Source organism: Agrobacterium tumefaciens (genome assembly GCF_031801495.1).
In the GTDB taxonomy this organism is placed as follows: Bacteria; Pseudomonadota; Alphaproteobacteria; order Rhizobiales; family Rhizobiaceae; genus Agrobacterium; species Agrobacterium tumefaciens_K.
This window is the reverse complement of the sequence record NZ_JAOEGC010000007.1, coordinates 13,712-30,695: the sequence shown is the minus strand read 5'-3', so window position 1 is coordinate 30,695 and position 16,984 is coordinate 13,712. Positions and strand designations below refer to the sequence as shown.

At 57.7% G+C, this 16,984-nt stretch carries 18 protein-coding genes; 11 read left to right on the top strand and 7 right to left on the bottom strand.

Going from position 1 to position 16,984, the window contains the following annotated elements; genetic code table 11:
- Positions 1-26 precede the first annotated feature (26 nt).
- The 6 genes from N7578_RS22815 to N7578_RS22790 all read left to right on the top strand — a co-directional run bounded on the left by N7578_RS22815 (position 27) and on the right by N7578_RS22790 (position 6,161).
- A complete protein-coding gene (locus N7578_RS22815; protein WP_311112628.1) occupies positions 27-1,013 on the top strand; it encodes an ABC transporter permease in 987 nt (328 codons plus the stop codon).
- Between the two features lie 9 nt (positions 1,014-1,022).
- On the top strand, positions 1,023-2,198 hold the full coding sequence (locus N7578_RS22810; RefSeq protein ID WP_311112627.1) for an ABC transporter permease: 1,176 nt from the start codon (positions 1,023-1,025) through the stop codon (positions 2,196-2,198).
- Between the two features lie 11 nt (positions 2,199-2,209).
- On the top strand, positions 2,210-3,922 hold the full coding sequence (locus N7578_RS22805; protein ID WP_311112626.1) for an ABC transporter ATP-binding protein: 1,713 nt from the start codon (positions 2,210-2,212) through the stop codon (positions 3,920-3,922).
- 11 nt (positions 3,923-3,933) lie between these two features.
- Positions 3,934-4,719, top strand: coding sequence for a 2-oxo-tetronate isomerase (gene otnI / locus N7578_RS22800; RefSeq protein ID WP_311112625.1), 786 nt, complete (start codon positions 3,934-3,936; stop codon positions 4,717-4,719).
- 3 nt (positions 4,720-4,722) lie between these two features.
- Complete coding sequence (locus N7578_RS22795) at positions 4,723-5,574, top strand: 2-hydroxy-3-oxopropionate reductase (RefSeq protein ID WP_311112624.1); 852 nt, start codon at positions 4,723-4,725, stop codon at positions 5,572-5,574.
- A 134-nt stretch (positions 5,575-5,708) separates the two neighbouring features.
- Entirely contained in the window at positions 5,709-6,161 is a 453-nt protein-coding gene (locus N7578_RS22790; RefSeq protein WP_422646742.1) for an MOFRL family protein, read from the top strand.
- 90 nt (positions 6,162-6,251) lie between these two features.
- Here the strand turns inward: N7578_RS22790 and N7578_RS22785 are convergent, their stop codons facing one another.
- Positions 6,252-6,722 (bottom strand): MarR family transcriptional regulator, encoded by a 471-nt coding sequence (locus N7578_RS22785; RefSeq protein ID WP_311112623.1) that lies wholly within the window; start codon positions 6,720-6,722, stop codon positions 6,252-6,254.
- Positions 6,723-6,869: 147 nt separating this feature from the next.
- Between N7578_RS22785 and N7578_RS22780 the strand changes: the two genes are divergently transcribed.
- The 4 genes from N7578_RS22780 (at position 6,870) to N7578_RS22765 (ending at position 10,154) form a co-directional block, all read left to right on the top strand.
- Entirely contained in the window at positions 6,870-7,649 is a 780-nt protein-coding gene (locus N7578_RS22780) for an alpha/beta hydrolase (RefSeq protein ID WP_311112622.1), read from the top strand.
- Between the two features lie 549 nt (positions 7,650-8,198).
- Positions 8,199-9,170: a 3'-5' exonuclease gene (locus N7578_RS22775; RefSeq protein WP_311112621.1), complete on the top strand. Its 972-nt coding sequence runs from the start codon at positions 8,199-8,201 to the stop codon at positions 9,168-9,170.
- A 16-nt stretch (positions 9,171-9,186) separates the two neighbouring features.
- Positions 9,187-9,885 carry a DUF429 domain-containing protein gene (locus N7578_RS22770; protein ID WP_311112620.1) on the top strand — a complete coding sequence of 233 codons (699 nt, stop codon included), beginning with the start codon at positions 9,187-9,189 and terminating at the stop codon, positions 9,883-9,885.
- On the top strand, positions 9,882-10,154 hold the full coding sequence (locus tag N7578_RS22765; RefSeq protein WP_311112619.1) for a hypothetical protein: 273 nt from the start codon (positions 9,882-9,884) through the stop codon (positions 10,152-10,154). Before N7578_RS22770 ends, N7578_RS22765 begins: the two co-directional genes overlap by 4 nt.
- Positions 10,155-10,331: 177 nt before the next feature.
- Here the strand turns inward: N7578_RS22765 and hydA are convergent, their stop codons facing one another.
- From hydA to N7578_RS22740, 5 genes are all read right to left on the bottom strand, one after another.
- Positions 10,332-11,744, bottom strand: coding sequence for a dihydropyrimidinase (hydA, locus tag N7578_RS22760; protein ID WP_311112764.1), 1,413 nt, complete (start codon positions 11,742-11,744; stop codon positions 10,332-10,334).
- A gap of 29 nt (positions 11,745-11,773) precedes the next feature.
- Complete coding sequence (locus N7578_RS22755) at positions 11,774-13,036, bottom strand: cysteine desulfurase-like protein (protein WP_311112618.1); 1,263 nt, start codon at positions 13,034-13,036, stop codon at positions 11,774-11,776.
- Between the two features lie 28 nt (positions 13,037-13,064).
- Entirely contained in the window at positions 13,065-13,814 is a 750-nt protein-coding gene (locus N7578_RS22750; RefSeq protein WP_311112617.1) for an amino acid ABC transporter ATP-binding protein, read from the bottom strand.
- Positions 13,814-14,485, bottom strand: coding sequence for an amino acid ABC transporter permease (locus N7578_RS22745; protein WP_311112616.1), 672 nt, complete (start codon positions 14,483-14,485; stop codon positions 13,814-13,816). Before N7578_RS22745 ends, N7578_RS22750 begins: the two co-directional genes overlap by 1 nt.
- A gap of 64 nt (positions 14,486-14,549) precedes the next feature.
- Positions 14,550-15,347: an ABC transporter substrate-binding protein gene (locus N7578_RS22740; protein ID WP_311112615.1), complete on the bottom strand. Its 798-nt coding sequence runs from the start codon at positions 15,345-15,347 to the stop codon at positions 14,550-14,552.
- 156 nt (positions 15,348-15,503) lie between these two features.
- Here N7578_RS22740 and N7578_RS22735 point away from each other — a divergent pair, with 156 nt between their 5' ends.
- Positions 15,504-16,199: an FCD domain-containing protein gene (locus N7578_RS22735; protein WP_311112614.1), complete on the top strand. Its 696-nt coding sequence runs from the start codon at positions 15,504-15,506 to the stop codon at positions 16,197-16,199.
- A 221-nt stretch (positions 16,200-16,420) separates the two neighbouring features.
- Here the strand turns inward: N7578_RS22735 and N7578_RS22730 are convergent, their stop codons facing one another.
- A complete protein-coding gene (locus tag N7578_RS22730) occupies positions 16,421-16,984 on the bottom strand; it encodes a TetR/AcrR family transcriptional regulator (RefSeq protein WP_311112613.1) in 564 nt (187 codons plus the stop codon).

Genomic DNA, 16,984 nt, shown 5'->3' with positions numbered 1-16,984 from the left:
CGGATGGCATGTAGCGGGAGGAACCCATGCTGACATACGTGGCGAAGCGCGTTCTTTACATGATACCGACCCTGTTCGGCATGTCCTTGATCGCATTCATGATCATTCAGTTGCCACCCGGCGATTATCTGACCTCGCTTCTTTCCACCATGGCCGATGGTGGGCAGAATCTGGACGAGGCGACGATTGCGCGCCTGCGCGCGCAATATGGTCTCGATCAACCGGTCTATGTCCAGTATTTGGCTTGGATCAGCGGAATACTGACCCGTGGCGATTTCGGATATTCCTTCGAGTGGAACCAACCGGTATCGACCCTTATCTGGGACCGGATGGGTTCGACGCTGCTGATTTCGCTGGCGAGTCTTCTGCTGGTCTGGGCGATATCCCTTCCGATCGGGATCTATTCTGCCGTCAGGCGTCATTCCTTCGGCGACCATGCCTTTACGCTCCTCGGCTTCATCGGGCTGGCCGTTCCCAACTTCATCATGGCGCTGACGCTGATGTATGCGAGTTACCGGTTTCTGGGGCAAAGCGTTGGCGGGATATTTTCCCCCGCCTTTGTCGATGCGCCGTGGAGCTTCGCAAAATTCCAGGACATGCTCGGCCATATGTGGATACCGGTGATCGTCATCGCCATGTCGGGTACTGCCGCAATGATCAGAATTCTGCGGGCAAACCTGTCGGACGAATTGAGCAAGCCCTATGTCATCACGGCCCGTGCCAAGGGGTTGCCCGAGCGCAAAGTCATCGTGAAATACCCCGTCCGCATCGCTCTCAACCCTTTCGTCAGCTCGATCGGCTGGGTACTCCCCGACCTTGTTTCCGGCGTTACCATCACCGCGATCGTGCTGAACCTTCCAACGGCCGGACCGCTTCTGTTGCGGGCATTGGTGGGTCAGGACATGTATCTGGCCGGAAGTTTCATTCTCCTGATGGGCGTGCTGACGCTGGTGGGCATGCTGATTTCAGACATATTGCTTGCGGTGCTCGATCCCCGCATCCGGTTCAATTGAGGGGTGGCTATGTCGATCAACCAAAACCCAACCGTCGCGCTGGAAACCGGCCCCGCCATCAGCCCGCTGAAGTCCGGTCGCAAGGTGTCAAATCTGGAAGCCGCAGGGCAATGGACGCTCATCCGCCAGCGTTTTTTCCGCCACAAGGTCGCCGCCCTTGCCGCAGGCATCATTCTGTTGCTTTATCTCATCGGAGCCTTTGCCGAATTTCTGGCCCCGGGCCTGCCGAACACGTCGCGCCCACAATACACCTTCGCGCCACCGCAGCGCATTGCCCTGTTTGCGCCGGCTGCCGATGGTAGCTCGCAATTTCTGCCACATGTGAAGGGCTACAAAATCGAGATCGAACCGAAGGCGCTCCGCCGCAGCTTCGTCGTCGACGACACGAAAATCATTCCCATCGGATTTTTCGTCAAAGGGGCGCCCTACAAGCTGTGGGGCCTTATTTCCATGGAAACACATTTGGTCGGACCACTGGACGCCCGCGACCCGATGTATCTTTTGGGTTCTGACCGACTGGGGCGAGATCTCATGAGCCGCCTCATCTATGGAACCCGTGTCTCCATGTCCATCGGCCTTGTCGGCGTTGCCATTTCGCTGACGCTCGGCGTCGTGATGGGTGCGGTATCCGGCTATTACGGTGGCTGGGTGGATACACTCACTCAACGCATCATCGAGATCGTCAGCGCCATGCCTACCATTCCGCTCTGGCTGGGACTGGCCGCCGCCATCCCCCTCAACTGGTCGCCGCTGTCGGTCTACTTCGTCGTCACGCTGATCGTTTCGTTGCTGAGCTGGACCGGTTTGGCGCGCGAGGTGCGGGGACGATTCTTCGCCCTGCGCGGGGATGATTTCGTGACGGCTGCACGGCTGGACGGTGCCGGAGAAAGGCGGATCATATTCCGCCACATTCTGCCATCGCTGACCAGCCACATTCTGGCGGTGGTGACGCTTGCCATTCCCACCATGATCGTCGCCGAAACCTCGCTGTCGTTTCTCGGTGTGGGATTGAAACCGCCGGTCGTCAGCTGGGGTGTGCTGTTGCAGGACGCACAGAACGTGCGCACGGTTGCCACCGCTCCATGGCTCCTGATTTGGCCCAGCCTCGCGGTCGTCTTGGCCGTGCTGTCCTTCAATTTCTTCGGCGATGGCCTGCGCGATGCAGCCGACCCTTACGACAGCTAAGAGGAAGCGAGATGACAAAGCCCGGAACTTTGCTGGCGGTCAAAGACCTTTCCATCGATTTCCATCTCAGAACCCACGTGCTCCACGCCGTTCGTAATGTCAGTTTCGACCTTGAACGTGGAAAGACGCTTGCGCTGGTGGGTGAAAGCGGTTCGGGCAAGTCGGTGACCGCCCGTGCGCTGATGCGGATCATCGACAAGCCCGGACAGATGACCGGTGGCCAGATCGTTCTCGATGGGACAAACGGACCCGTCGATATCGCGAAATTTGCAGCAAGCAGTCGCGAAGTTCTGGCCATTCGCGGTGGACGGATCGGCCTGATCTTTCAGGAGCCGATGAGTTCGCTGTCGCCGGTCCATACCATTGGTTCACAGATCATTGAAGCCGTGCGTCTGCATCGACGCGTGTCGAAGAAGCAGGCGCGGGAGCGCTGTATCGAACTGCTGCGGCAGGTGGAGATACCGCAACCGGAACTGATGGCCGACCGCTACACCTTCGAGTTTTCCGGCGGAATGCGCCAGCGGGCGATGATTGCCATGGCGCTTGCCTGCGACCCGGAAGTCCTAATCGCCGATGAGCCGACGACGGCGCTCGATGTGACGACGCAGGCCGAAATCCTCGATCTCATCAAGCGGCTGCAGGTGGAGCGCGGCATGGCGATGCTGCTCATCACCCACGACATGGGCATCGTTGCAGAAGTCGCGGACGAGGTCGCTGTCATGCGCTTTGGAAAGATCGTTGAGAAGGCGCCGGTGGACCAGATTTTCCACGCCAGCCAGCATCCCTATACTCGGCAACTTCTGGAAGCGACGGTCAAGCTAGAGGGCGGTGCAGCCGCGCGCATGCTTCCGGCGTCGCTAACGGCCAACGTTGCTCCAATCCTGTCATTGCGCAATCTTTCAAAAATCTACGGCGCACCGTCCGGACTGTTTTCGCGAGGCGGCGGTCGTGGGCTTGTGGCCGTGGATGACGCCAATCTCGACCTGTTTGCCGGCGAAAGTCTCGGCATTGTCGGTGAAAGCGGCTCGGGCAAAACCACCCTTGGACGGATGATCCTGCGTATCGTCGAGCCGACCTGCGGGACGATCGCTTATCGGGAAAAAACCGATGCGGCACCGATCGACGTCACGTCGCTGGGCAAAGGGGATCTGCGCCGCTATCATCAGGATGTGCGTCTCATCTTTCAAGATCCGTTTGCGTCGCTTAACCCTCGCATGACGGTCAAACAGATCATCGGCGATCCTCTGGTCATCGCCGGAGGCATGTCCGGCAAAGCGGTGGAGACGCGCGTTGCCGAGCTTTTACAAAAAGTCGGGCTCGATCCCCTGGCGATGGAGAGGTACCCACATGCTTTTTCTGGTGGCCAGCGCCAGCGGATCGGCATTGCAAGGGCGCTTGCCGTCAACCCGAAGGTGATCGTCGCCGACGAGGCGACTTCGGCGCTCGACGTCTCGATCCGAAGCCAGATCCTCGACCTGCTGCTCGACATTCAAAAGCAGCTCAATCTGAGCTTCATCTTCATTTCGCACGATATCTCGGTGGTACGCTATTTCTGCCACCGCGTCGCCGTCATGCACAAAGGTAAGATCATCGAGGTGGGTGATGCGGAAACCGTCTGCAAGACCCCGTCGCAGCCCTACACAAAACGACTGATCTCTTCCGTTCCGAACCCCGACCCCCGCAACAAGCGCATGCTGCACCGCCTGCGCGCAGACCACGTTTGAGGCCATTGCAGATGCCGAAATTCGCTGCCAACCTGTCCATGCTTTACACCGAACATCCGTTCATGGAACGGTTCGCCGCTGCTGCTGCCGATGGCTTTGCGGCAGTCGAATATGTCAGTCCCTATGAGGAGGACGCAGAGGCGATTGCTGCGGAACTCAAGAGGTGCAATCTGACGCAGGCCCTGTTCAACCTGCCGCCCGGCGACTGGACCGCAGGCGAGCGCGGTATCGCCTGTCTGCCCGAGAGGGTCTCCGAATTCGAGACGTCCATGGAAACAGCAATCCGCTATGCAAAAGTTCTGGGATGCCGGAAGATCAATTGTCTGGCCGGCATTCAACCGCCCGGTGTCGATCCACAGGTTTTGGAAGACACGCTCGTCGGCAATCTCGGGCAAGCGGCGCAGCGTCTGGCGGATGTCGGAATTGCCCTTGTCTTCGAGCCCATCAACACGCGCGACATACCCGGATATTTCATCACCAACACCAATCAGGCTGAGCGGATCATGGACCGTGTCGGGCATTCCAACCTGCTGATACAGTATGATTTCTACCACATGCAGATCATGCAGGGCGATCTCGTCGCGACCTTCGAGCGCCTGCTCGACAAAATCGGCCACGTTCAGATCGCCGACAATCCCGGACGGCATGAGCCGGGGACGGGCGAGATCAACCACGATTTCATCTTCAAGCGTCTGGATGAACTTGGTTACGACGGATGGGTCGGCTGCGAATATCGACCGGCGTCGACCACCAGTGCAGGCCTTGGCTGGTTGAAAGCATATCAACAGGAGGATTGAGCCATGAAAATAGGATTTATCGGACTGGGCGTCATGGGCCGCCCGATGGCGCAGCATCTGATCGATGCCGGACATGAGCTTTATCTTCACAGGGTCAAACCTGTGTCGAACCACCTCGTTGAAAGCGGTGCGACGGCCTGCAGTTCGGCTGCGGAGGTAGCGCGCAGCGCTGACATCGTGATCTTGATGCTGCCGGACACGCCCGATGTGGAAAACGTTCTCTTCGGTGACGATGGCGTCGCACACGGCCTCGATACGGGAAAGCTTGTCATCGACATGAGCTCGATTTCACCAATTGCGACGAAGGATTTTGCCGCGCGTATTGAGGCGCTGGGATGCGATTATCTCGACGCGCCGGTATCGGGTGGTGAAGTTGGGGCCAAGGCCGCGTCGCTGACCATCATGGTCGGCGGCAAACCGGATGTTTTCGAGCGAGCAAAGGACCTGCTCGGAAAGATGGGCAAGAACATCACCCTGATTGGCGACGTGGGAAATGGTCAGGTTGCGAAGGTCGCCAACCAGATCGTGGTTGCCCTCAATATTCAGGCCGTTTCGGAAGCCCTTCGCTTTTCGAAGAAATCTGGTGCAGACCCCTCCATCGTGCGCAAGGCATTAATGGGCGGCTTTGCGTCGTCCCGCGTACTGGAGGTCCACGGCGAACGTATGATCAATGAAACGTTCGAGCCAGGCTTTCGGATAAGCCTGCACCACAAGGACATTTCGCTCGCGCTCGAATCAGCCCGGCTGCTGGAGCTTATGCTGCCCAACACTGCGATTGTTCATCAATTGATGAACGGCGCGATGGAAAAGGGCCTGGGCGACAAAGACCACTCGGCGTTGATCAAAGCACTATGAGACCTTCCGGCTATTCGTCGAAGTACGAGAGCGACCGATCATGATCGTAAGTCCCAGCCTGTTCCTCACATTATATGAAGCAGCAATCGAGGCCGCCAGTCCTGTAAACAGGATCAAAGATCTCCTGCCGCGTCATGGACGCAGGTAAAGGCGCGGCGCAAATGGCGCAATCGCAGTCTTCGAGAATTGCGCTTGAAGAAGCTGCAGCGCTTGCGCGTGTTTCAGGGGGCACGCCAGTTATACTGTCTGTTCGCATGGAGGGAGGAGCGCGTGATGTTGGCCTTGTACACGCGGCCATAGCACGCGAGATTGTGTCGCACGACAGTCCTTTCGTCCAACCCTGCGTGGTGTTGTCCAGAGGCGAAACGACAGTGAGCTTCGGAGAGTTCGCGCTGTCTCTGGCTATGGCGATCGATGGATTTGATGTCCGTGCACTCGCTGCCGACACCGATGGCGTAGATGGCTCTGGAGACAATGCCGGAGCTTTCGCTGATGGCACGAGCGTCGAACGTCTTTTGGACAAGCAAGTCAACGGCGATGCGCGGCTGTGGTTGGAAGGCGTGGTCATTAGCTCTGATAAAGAGTGATATCACCCGCAATGTGGAACGATGGTCACCCGTGGGGATGTCGGATGGTGGCCTTCAACCGCTATCGGTTACGGTGCCCCGCGCGTCGGCTCAGGCAGACGCGTTCCAACTGCCCAGCTTTGCGTAAATGTCGTCGCGCAATTGTCTGACCTCGTGGTTGAGCGCACCGAGTCGATCTGAAGTGTGCCCTGACGTATCCAGAAGTGCGTCGCCAAGGCAGCCGGCCTTTGATCGGAGTGCCCGGCCATCGTCGGTCAGGCCGACCACCACCTGGCGCTCGTTGTCGGGGTTGCGTGTGCGCCGAAGAAGCCCAGCGCCTTCGAGGCGCTTGAGCAGCGGCGTCAGGGTGCTCGATTCAAGGGCGAGCTTCTCGCCGATATGGCCAACCGTCTGTTCGTCCTCCTGCCAGAGAACGTTCAGCACGAGATATTGCGGATAGGTCAGGCCGAGCTGGTCGAGCCAGGGCTTGTAAAGCCGCTGGATCGCCAGGCCCGCCGAGTAGATGGCGTAGCACACTTGATCATCGAGCGGCACGGGGTCGTTGGATTTCTGTCGGGCCATGAGGATCTCCTTCTGCTCCCGGTTATATCTGACGTTTTCGTGAAAATAAATATCGCGATAACAATTATGATTGACAGATATCGAGGTAGCCAATATAAAACATTTATCGCGATAAATATTATCGCAATATAAAGAGGAGAGAGACTTATGAAGGCTGGCATCATCATCGCAGCTACTGCAGCAATCGGCATCGCTACGGCCGCCAACGCCGCTGACAAGATCCCTGAAAATCAGGCCGTCAAGAACGTCGTCCTCGTCCACGGCGCTTTCGCCGACGGTTCCGGCTGGCGTGGGGTGTACGACAACCTCACTCAGCGCGGCTATAAGGTCACGATCGTGCAGAACCCGCTGACCTCGCTCGCTGACGACATCGCCGCCACGAAACGGGCAATCGAACGTCAGGACGGTCCGACTATTCTCGTGGGTCATTCCTGGGGTGGCGTCATGATTACCGAAGCGGGCATCGATCCCAAAGTGACCGGCCTGGTTTATGTCTCCGCCCTCTCTCCCGATGCTGGCGAGACGACCGCGCAGCAGTATGAAGGCTACACGACCCCGCCGGAATTCGTAATCGAACCGACCACCGATGGCTTCGGCGTTCTCAAGGCTGGCACCTTCAAGGCAGGCTTCGCTGCTGATGCGACCGACGAGGACGCAGCTTTCCTGGAGAATTCCCAGGTGCCGATCAACCTGTCGTCCTTCGGCATCAAGCTCAAGAATGCCGCATGGCACACCAAGCCCAGCTGGGCCGTTATTGCTCGCCAGGACAAGGCCTTCGACCAGCGCATGCTCCAGAAAATGGCAAAGCGCATCGGCGCCAAAGTGACCGAGGTCGATGCTAGCCATGCGCTGTTCTTTACGCAGCCGGACGTGATAGCCGAAGTCATCGACGAGGCCGCCAAGGCCACGAAACGGGCCGCCCAGTAAAGCAAGGTAGGCGGGCACGGCGGGCGGCGTAAGCCGCCTGCCAATGTTCCAAGCCATCCGCGTGTCGATATTTCCCATGTCTGGACCCGTGAGGGATGGCTGTATCTCGCGGTCGTGATCGGCCTGTTTTCCCGGTGTGTTGTCGGCAGGGCAGAAATACCAGCGACCGGCTACACCGCGAACTTTCATGCATCGTCCAAAGCCTGGTCTGATCCATCATTACCATTCTCTAGCTGTTTCAAAACGAACGCGATCTGCGTTTCCGAGAACTTGGACGCTTTCATCGAATTCTCCTCATCTGCCCTCAGGGAGCATAAGTGGAAATTCCAGTTCAAAATTGCCTAATCGTTTGAGGGCACGTCAACGTCACGTCGGACACCCGCCATTTGCCTCCAAGCATCGTCAAATTGTCCAATGGCCGACGACACTCGCGGCATCCCAGAGCCTGAACCACTGTCCCCAAGGCGAACTGAAACGGGTAGGGCGTTGCCCGTACCGGCGCCGATACGTATTGTGCGTTCAAAGACGCTGCAATCAGAAAGGGATTGAATGACTTCGCAACTCGACTTCTTTGCAGGTTGTGTTCCGGTAGCCAAGGAGCGAGTAGCCCGGCCGCAGGTCATCGCGAAGGAGGTGTTGGCCATCGATGACGAAGCGATGGCACGTCATCTGGAAAACACCGCCAATTACCGCATACTGCGAAAGCTTCACCCGCGTGCAATTGTAAAATACCCGCGTCCGGGTTTTCCGCGTCGCGGCATCATTCTTGACACAGAAACGACCGGCCTCAATTACCGCACAGATGAGATCATCGAAATCGGCGTGATTGCCTTCACTTTCAATGATGCAGGTGAGCTCGGCGACGTTACGGGTATTTATGGCGGGCTTCGGCAGCCGACGATCGCGATCCCGACCGACATCACCCGTCTGACCGGGATCACCGATGACATGGTCGCGGGACAGGTCATCGATGTCGCCCTGTTGAACGCTTTGATCGAGCCCGCCGATCTGATCATTGCCCACAATGCTAGTTTCGACCGTCCGTTCTGCGAAGCTTTCTCGCCGGTCTTCGTGCATAAGGCCTGGGCCTGTTCCGTCTCCGAAATAGACTGGTCCGCACGCGGCTTCGAGGGCAGCAAGCTCGGTTACCTGGTCGGCCAGTCCGGATATTTTCATGATGGTCATCGTGCGGTCGACGATTGTTTTGCTCTACTGGAAGTACTTGGACAGGTTCGGCCGGGCACGGCCACCACGCCATTCGTCGAACTTTATCAGGTCAGCCAGCGGTCGCGGGCTCGCATCTATGCGGAAAACAGTCCCTTCGACATGAAGGACCATCTCAAGGCGCGCGGATACCGTTGGTCTGACGGATCGGACGGCCGCCCAAAATCCTGGTGGATTGAACTTACCGAGGAGGCGTTAGAGGGGGAGATGCATTTCCTTCGCACGGAAATCTATCGATGGGATGCTGATCTGCCGGTCAAATACCTGACGGCAATCGATCGCTTCAGGCCCAGTTGAGTGGTCGGGAGGTGCAATGACGACAATTCTGGGTATTGATGCGGCCTGGACCTCGGGCCAGCCGAGTGGGGTCGCGCTGGTTTCCTCGACCGCTAGCAGTTGGCGCCTTATCTTCGCCGGATCGTCTTGTGGTCACCGTCTGGATCGCGGTAAAGGGGATCGGATCCCGGGTTCACGCCCTTTGGGTGCGGTCGCCGAAGCCGCAGCTCACGTTGTTGTTGCGGAGGAAATAGCTGAATCTCCTGTCAATCTTGTTGCCGTAGATATGCTACTTTCTCTTGTGCCAATCACTGCGCGGCGCGTTTCGGATAATCTGATTTCGGCAGCCTTTGGCGCCCGTCATTGCAGCTCTCACACGCCGAGCGCGATCAGACCTGGAAAGATCATTGATGATCTGAGGGGCGGCTTCGAACGCTGCGGATATCGCCAGCTGACGAAAGAAGTCGCCGTGCCGTACCTTTTGGAGATCTACCCGCATCCGTCCCTGGTCGAATTGATGAGCGCCGAAAAGCGGCTGCCTTGTAAGCAGGGCAAGGTCCGCAATTGCTGGCCATCGGAAACCCCTGCCGGCCGAGGTATCGAGCTCTTTGAAACGTGGCTAGCCATTATCCACGGGCTGGAACAGGAAATCGCCGGCGTCTCTGAGATTTCGATACTGCCTTCCCCCTGGATTCCCCAGTCTGGGTTCTTGTCATCGCGGCGGGACCGGCCATGATCGGATTTCTGAGGCCGTGGATAGAACATCGTCGGGCGATCCGCCGCCGTTGGCAAGAGGACGCCAGGCAACTTGCCGCCTCGGATCCAATCAATGCCTACTACGAGGCGCAACGAAGAGCAGCGCGCAGTCGCGCGCAAGGTCATGTCAGTGAATACCGACATTGGGCCAAGGTCGCCAGCGAGGTTGCCCGAATTGAGCCGCGTGCCGAAATGGACTTCGAGGTGGTCAAGGCGATCGCCGATCAGGAAGCTGCTCGTCGCCGCTGAACACGTGCATGGTACCTCGAGTTCGGCGAGGTATCGAGTGTCTCCAAGTGATCGATGAATTTGGCAGATGGGACACTGTATCGATTCTCATCAAGACCGAATGTGGATCATCTGTCGTTGAACCGGGTGTCCTACCGGTGAGCGGTTTTTGGCTTTTTGACACTTTGCCTGGCTGGGTCACTCGCCTCTCGACACGAGGGAAGAGCGATTTCTCTGGAGGTAGTTGCCGCGTCCCTTCTGCAGGGTTAGCAGCCCATCCTTCACGATCGTCTGGCCACCCAGGAGCAGCTGCACCGGCCAGCCACGCACTTCCTGCCCTTCATAAGGTGTATAGTCGGCGCCGTGCTGCAGGATATCGTTCGTCACGGTTATTCTTTTGTCCGGGTCCCAAAGGGCAATGTCAGCATCGGCACCGATCGCAATGGTGCCTTTGCGCGGATAAAGACCATAAAGCTTGGCATGGTTGGTAGAGGTGACTGCAACGAATTGGTTGATGTCGATCCGGCCCTTCATGACGCCTTCCGAGAAAAGAATCGGCAGGCGTGTGGCAACGCCGGGAATGCCGTTCGGAATCCAGCGGAAATGCCGTTTGCCTTTTTCGTTCAATTTCCCTTCCGGGTCATCGAAGCGGAACGGGCAATGATCGGATGAAAACAGATCGAACACGCCCTGTTCCAACCCCTCCCAGCAGGCATCCTGGCTAGCCTTGTCACGCGGCGGTGGGGAGCAGACATATTTCGCGCCTTCCAATTCGCTCTGATCCAGATCGTCGGCGGTCAGCATCAGATATTGCGGGCAGGTTTCGCCGACAACCTTCTGGCCGCGCTGGCGGGCCCTGCGGATTTCTTCCATCGCCTCGCGGTTGGAAACATGAACGATGACGATCGGCACATCGACGATTTCAGCGAGCGAAAGCGCCCGGTGGGTAGCTTCTCGCTCGGCAGCGATGGGCCGGGTCGTGGCGTGGAATTTCGGCGCAAACTTGCCCTCTTCCTCATGCCGGCCGATCAGGTAGCGGATCGCATCCTCATTCTCGCAGTGAACCATGACGAGCGTGCCGGTACGGCGTGCCGTATCCAGCGTGGCGAGGATTTCGTCGTCTCGCAGCCGTAGGCCCTCATAGGTCATAAAGACCTTCAACGAGGTATAGCCGTCCTCCACCAGCGCTGGCAGTTCCTGGCCGAGGACTTCTGGGGTCGGATCGGTAATGACCAGATGGAAGGCCACGTCTACGTGGCATTTCCCTTCGGCTTTGGCATGATAGATCTTCAACGCCTCGCGAAGCGACTGTCCCTTTTCCTGCATGCAGAATGCCAGAACTGTGCTGTTGCCGCCAATGGCAGCCGAGCGGGTGCCGCTGTCGAAGTCATCAGCCATGACGATGCCATCGCCGGAGGGCTGGTCGAGATGGACATGGCTGTCGATACCGCCGGGCATCACGAAGAGGCCGGTGGCGTCGATCACCTCGTCCGCATCGGTCAGCTCTGCGGCAAGTGCAGCGATACGACCATCCTTGATGCCGACATCGCTGACGAACGTGTCGCTTGCCGTCACCACGGTTCCGTGCCTGATCACCGTATCGAAACGCATCATTCCATGTCCTTCTTGTTGATTACAGCTCAGCTTGCTTTCGCAAACCCCGCATCTCCAGCCAGAATACGGTCAAGTGCTGCCGTGAAGCGATCGACCTCTTCCAACGTATTGTAATGGACCATGGACACCCGCAGCATGCCGCCATGGTCGGTCAGCTCAAGATATTCGGCAAGCCGTCTCGAATGGAAATCCCCGAACCGCATCGCGATGTTTTCGCCGTCCATTGCCCTGCAGAGCGCGCCAGCCTCACGGCCATCGAAGCGGAAGGCAATTGTTGGCACGCGTGTCTCGTCCTGGTTGACCTGTCCGACGATCCGGCAATCGTTTCGTGAGCGTAGGTAGCTCAGGAGCTGTTGCGTCAGAAGATTTTCCTGTGCGGTGATGGCCGCAAAGGCCGACTCGATTTTCTGGCGCACCGATCCGGTCTCGCCTGCCCGTTCGCCTAGTGAGGTTAAGTAATCGACGATGCCGCAAGTGGAATAGGCAAGTTCGTAGTTGGGGTTTCCCGGCTCCAGCTTGCCCGGCACTTTGTCCTTGCCGTAAAAATAGTGGTAAAGTGTATCTAGCTCGAGCAGCAGGTCGTATTTGCCGTACATCAGCGCGTAATGTGGACCGTAGGTCTTGTACAGGCTAAAGACGTAATAATCGGCGTCCAGCGCCTGCACATCGACGGCGCGGTGCGGGGCGTAAGCCACGGCATCGACGCAAATCTTTGCCCCCCTCGCATGCACGAAATCAGCGATCTCGCGGATCGGATTGATCGAGCCAAGGATGTTGGAAACGTGTGTCGCGCAGACTAACTTGGTGCGATCGCTCATCAGCGGTGTCAGGTCGGCGAGATCGAGACTGAGAGTGTCCTTGTTGAGCGGCCAGATCTTCAGCTTGATGCCGGCCTCTTTCAGCCGGTCCCAGGGGCCGATGTTGGATTCGTGATCGCTGACCGTGACGACGATCTCGTCGCCTGGCGCAAGCTGGCTCTGCATCGCGCGGGCAAGGTTCTGCAGCAACGCCGTGGTGGAATTGCCGAATACGATTTCTTCCGGACGCGAAGCGTTGACCAGTTGCATGGCTGCAGTCCGCGCTTCGTAGAGTGCTTCGGCCGCCGCCTGCGATACGGCGTAGGAGCCGCCAATCTGCACGTTCTTTTCGATCAGAAAGGTATTGATGCGCTCGAGCGCGCCTTTCAAGATTTGCGATCCACCCGCATTGTCGAAAAAGGTCCAGCCGCGGGACAGCCCAGGGAACTGGCTGCGCACATAATCGAGGTCAAGCGGTGATAAGGTGGTCATTCCTGGTGTCTCCCGAATGGTCTTTTGTTCAGTGATTGAGGACGGCGCGAAGGAAATCACGCGTCCTTGCTTCTTTTGGATTGTCGAAGATGTCTGACGGCGTCCCGGATTCGACAAGGCGCCCGCCATCCATGAAGATGACGCGGTCTGCCACCTGACGGGCAAAACCCATCTCGTGTGTGACAATCACCATGGTCACTCCGGTGCCAGCCAGTTTGCGCATCACATCCAGCACTTCGCCGACCATTTCCGGATCAAGAGCCGATGTTGGCTCATCAAAAAGCAGGACGCGTGGCTCCATGGCAAGCGCCCGGGCGATAGCCACGCGCTGCTGCTGGCCGCCTGAGAGTTGACCCGGAAACTTCTTTGCCTGCTCGGAAATGCCGACGCGGGCCAGAAGCTCGCGCGCCTTGCGTTCGGCTTCCGCTTCCGGTGTCTTTCGAACCCGCATGGGGGCGATCATGACGTTTCTTAGAACGGTCATATGCGGAAACAGATTGAACGACTGGAATACCATGCCGACTTCGGCACGCACCTTGGCAAGCGCCGGTCCGGGCGCAACGCGAATACCATCTACGGTGATGCTGCTATCTGGCTGAAAGGCTTCCAGGTGATTGATGCAGCGTATGAGCGTCGATTTGCCGGAACCGGAAGGGCCTATAACGCACACGACTTCGCCTTCAGCCACATCGAGATCAATGCCATGCAGCACGGTGAACGTGCCATAGGCTTTAGTCAGCCCGCGGATGGAAATAAGGGGGGATGTGGTCTTTTCCATCAACGTTTCCCCCGATTGAAATGTCTTTCGAGACGCGCCACGACGGCAACCATCGGCCACAGCAGTGCGATGTAGATTAGGGCTGCACCGATCAGTGGCGTGGGGTTGGCGTTGAGCGCCTGCGCTTGTGTTGCCTGTTTCAACAAGTCTGGCATGGCGACGACCGAGGCAAGGGCGGTGTCTTTCATGACATTGATGCAGTTGTTGGTGAGCGGTGGAATGACGATCCGGATGGCCTGCGGAAGAATGATATCCACCATCGTGTTGCGGTTGGAGAGGCCAAGCGCTGCGGATGCTTCAAATTGACCGTGGGGAACAGCCTCGATGCCAGCGCGAAAGATTTCCGCGGTATAGGCGGCGGACACCAGAGACAAGGCGGTGACAGCAGACAGGAATGGCGACAGACGGATACCAACGAACGGAAGCGCGTAATAGACGACGATCAACAGCACCAGCAACGGAATTGACCGGAAGATGTCGATGTAGATGCGGATCAGCAGCGTGAAAACGGCCGGGGCATAAATGCGCGCCACCGCCAGAAACAAACCGCCGATGAGGCCGCAAAGGATACTGGTAATACCGATCTGAATGGTGACAACCAAGCCCCAGAGCAACTGCGGCAGGCTGTTGAGAAATACGGGAACATTGAAGAAAGTATTGATGAGGTTCATGCCGGACGGGCTCCCTTGGCAAACTGGCGGGACACGCATAGTCCCGCCGGATGCAGTGCAAGCCTTACTTGGCCTTCGGCATCTGAACGACGGCAACGGTCGAGGTCGTGTCCTCGGCCTTTGCGCCGAACCAAGTTTCATGCAGCTTGGCTATGAAGCCTTCGCCCTTCAGCGTGGTGATGACCGCATTGACGTCAGCTGCCAGCGGATCGCCTTTGTTGAACATGATCGAGTATTTTTCGCCTGTTGGAATGCGCTCGACAACCTTCAGCTCGGGCTTGTCCTTGGCGTAGTAAAGTAGTGCCGGAATATCGGAGATATAGCCATCGACGCGGCCGGCAACGAGATCGAGCATGGCGGGCTGCAAGCCTTCGAACTTGCGGATTTCGCCAAGCTTATAGTCACCCTTATGGGCTTCTGCCCACATGTCGCCCGTCGATCCGGTGTCTACGCCGACAACCTTACCCCCCATGTCCTTGAGGCCGGTGATGCCGGAAGCTGCTGTCACGGTCAGAGACTGGTCGCTATCATAATATGGCTGGGCGAAGCTGACCGACGCCAAACGCTTTTCAGTGATGGTGATCGATGAAATCGCCATGTTGATACGGCCGGACTGAACAGCGGGGAAGAGACCGTTGAACGGTGTGTTGACGAACTCCACCGACTTGCCGAGTCGATTTGCAATTTCGTTGACGAGATCGACTTCGAAGCCAACGACCTTGCCGCTGGCATCTTGGAATTCCCATGGAACGTTGCCGATATTGGCACCGACCGTCAGATCGGCAGCCTGGGCGTGGAAGACGCCGAGCGCCGAGATCAGCCCGGCTATGAATGTAGTTTTGACACGCGAAACGTGAAGCATTTTAGAACCCCTTGTTTTATCATTCAAGCCAATCTACGTTGGTCTAACTGGTCAGACCAGTATGACCAGACAAGCACGCGCTTTAATTGTTTGCAAGATCTCATTTGAAAAATGTATCGAAAGAGGCAGTGCGGGTTTCAGGGGAACGGGGATCGGATGCTCAACAAAACGCTTTTGCCACAATCGGTTGCCCGCAAAATCCAGGGTATGATCCAGTCTGGACAATTGAAAGCAGGTGAGAAAATCCCTTCTCAGCGCGAGTTCTCCCAGAAATTCGGCATCAGCCGGGCGTCGTTGCGCGAGGCCCTACTGACGCTCGAGACATTGGGATTGCTTAAAACGGAAGCCGGGCGGGGAACATTCGTGGCCGCCGGTGATGGGGCGGCCGGCCAAACCGGGAACATGGCGCCATGGCGTTATTCCGAAAGTTATTCTGTTTTTGATGTCTTCCAGACCCGCATCCTGCTCGAGGGCGAGATTGCGCGTCTTTCCGCTGGACGACTGTCCCAGGCACAGCTCGATATGATGGAGAAGGCGACCAAGACCATGGAGGATTGCTGGGCCAATCAAGACCTGCTCGCCAATGTTGAGGCCGATCTGGAGTTTCATGGCATCATCGTTTCCGCCTGCTCCAACACCATGCTGAAAGCGCTATACCAGACTGTGAGAGATCAGGTGACGGAGACTCAGCGCCAGCCGATTCCGATCACAGATCCGGAACGAATGCGGCAATCCATTGCAGAGCACCGCCGCATCATAGCTGCCCTGAGGAACAATGACGCAGATGGAGCATGCAGTGAAATGGAGACACATATCCGCAATACTGCACGCTGCGCAGGGTTGCAGCCGTAGGGAAAGTCATCAGTGGCATCAACGGCACTGGCCTGATTGGTGGGCTCCGCTAAGCGCATGATGCCGTCGATACCCGTGAGCAAAACATTCCATTTTCAACCTGATTTAGGTCCTGGGCTTTGGGTCCAGTTCCCTTCAATAGCGAAGGTGGCGAGGTAAGCACGGCGGATGCCCCGATGGCATAGGGTGGTTGAGCCGAGTCCGCTGGTGGAAAACAGTTATCAACCTGCGCCCACCAAGCGCTCATGCAACTGGTTGATAGCCCTTTGGAAGACGGCGGGCTCGTCGAGCGCCCGGGAGAGGACGATCGCGCCCTGGATGGCGAGAACGGCGTCTTCCGAGAGGAGACGTGCCTGCTCAGCGTTACGACCTTGCCGGACAAGCGCTGCCTGCAGAGCGTCTACCCAGGCGACGAAGTAACCCCGGATGGCCTGCGCGAAGAGGTCTCTGGTGTTGGCAACAGCCAGGGCACCGACGAGACAGACGCGCCTGCCCGATCTGAAGTATTTCGCGGTTTCATCGAGCATTGCCGAGATCGCTGCATCGGCATCGTCTCCATCTCGCAGGGGAGAATAGACGGAATCTTCAAACCATTGCTCGATCTCGGCGAGCACGGCCCGGACCATCTCCTCCTTCCCATTCGGGAAGAAGTGGTAAAGGCTGCCCTTGCCCAGACCGGTGGCCTTGCCGATCAAGGCAAGGCTCGCACCTTCGTATCCATGCTCGCGAAACACTTCGGCCAGGGAGGCGATGGCGTCGGATCTTTCAGCGACCGTGCGGGCCAT

Coding starts and splice junctions, on each gene's coding strand:
- N7578_RS22815 (WP_311112628.1), top strand. CDS start 27: ATGCTGACATACGTGGCGAAGCGCGTTCTTTACATGATACCGACCCTG.
- N7578_RS22810 (WP_311112627.1), top strand. CDS start 1,023: ATGTCGATCAACCAAAACCCAACCGTCGCGCTGGAAACCGGCCCCGCC.
- N7578_RS22805 (WP_311112626.1), top strand. CDS start 2,210: ATGACAAAGCCCGGAACTTTGCTGGCGGTCAAAGACCTTTCCATCGAT.
- otnI (WP_311112625.1), top strand. CDS start 3,934: ATGCCGAAATTCGCTGCCAACCTGTCCATGCTTTACACCGAACATCCG.
- N7578_RS22795 (WP_311112624.1), top strand. CDS start 4,723: ATGAAAATAGGATTTATCGGACTGGGCGTCATGGGCCGCCCGATGGCG.
- N7578_RS22790 (WP_422646742.1), top strand. CDS start 5,709: ATGGACGCAGGTAAAGGCGCGGCGCAAATGGCGCAATCGCAGTCTTCG.
- N7578_RS22785 (WP_311112623.1), bottom strand. CDS start 6,722: ATGGCCCGACAGAAATCCAACGACCCCGTGCCGCTCGATGATCAAGTG.
- N7578_RS22780 (WP_311112622.1), top strand. CDS start 6,870: ATGAAGGCTGGCATCATCATCGCAGCTACTGCAGCAATCGGCATCGCT.
- N7578_RS22775 (WP_311112621.1), top strand. CDS start 8,199: ATGACTTCGCAACTCGACTTCTTTGCAGGTTGTGTTCCGGTAGCCAAG.
- N7578_RS22770 (WP_311112620.1), top strand. CDS start 9,187: ATGACGACAATTCTGGGTATTGATGCGGCCTGGACCTCGGGCCAGCCG.
- N7578_RS22765 (WP_311112619.1), top strand. CDS start 9,882: ATGATCGGATTTCTGAGGCCGTGGATAGAACATCGTCGGGCGATCCGC.
- hydA (WP_311112764.1), bottom strand. CDS start 11,744: ATGCGTTTCGATACGGTGATCAGGCACGGAACCGTGGTGACGGCAAGC.
- N7578_RS22755 (WP_311112618.1), bottom strand. CDS start 13,036: ATGACCACCTTATCACCGCTTGACCTCGATTATGTGCGCAGCCAGTTC.
- N7578_RS22750 (WP_311112617.1), bottom strand. CDS start 13,814: ATGGAAAAGACCACATCCCCCCTTATTTCCATCCGCGGGCTGACTAAA.
- N7578_RS22745 (WP_311112616.1), bottom strand. CDS start 14,485: ATGAACCTCATCAATACTTTCTTCAATGTTCCCGTATTTCTCAACAGC.
- N7578_RS22740 (WP_311112615.1), bottom strand. CDS start 15,347: ATGCTTCACGTTTCGCGTGTCAAAACTACATTCATAGCCGGGCTGATC.
- N7578_RS22735 (WP_311112614.1), top strand. CDS start 15,504: ATGCTCAACAAAACGCTTTTGCCACAATCGGTTGCCCGCAAAATCCAG.
- N7578_RS22730 (WP_311112613.1), bottom strand. CDS start 16,984: ATGGCCCGCACGGTCGCTGAAAGATCCGACGCCATCGCCTCCCTGGCC.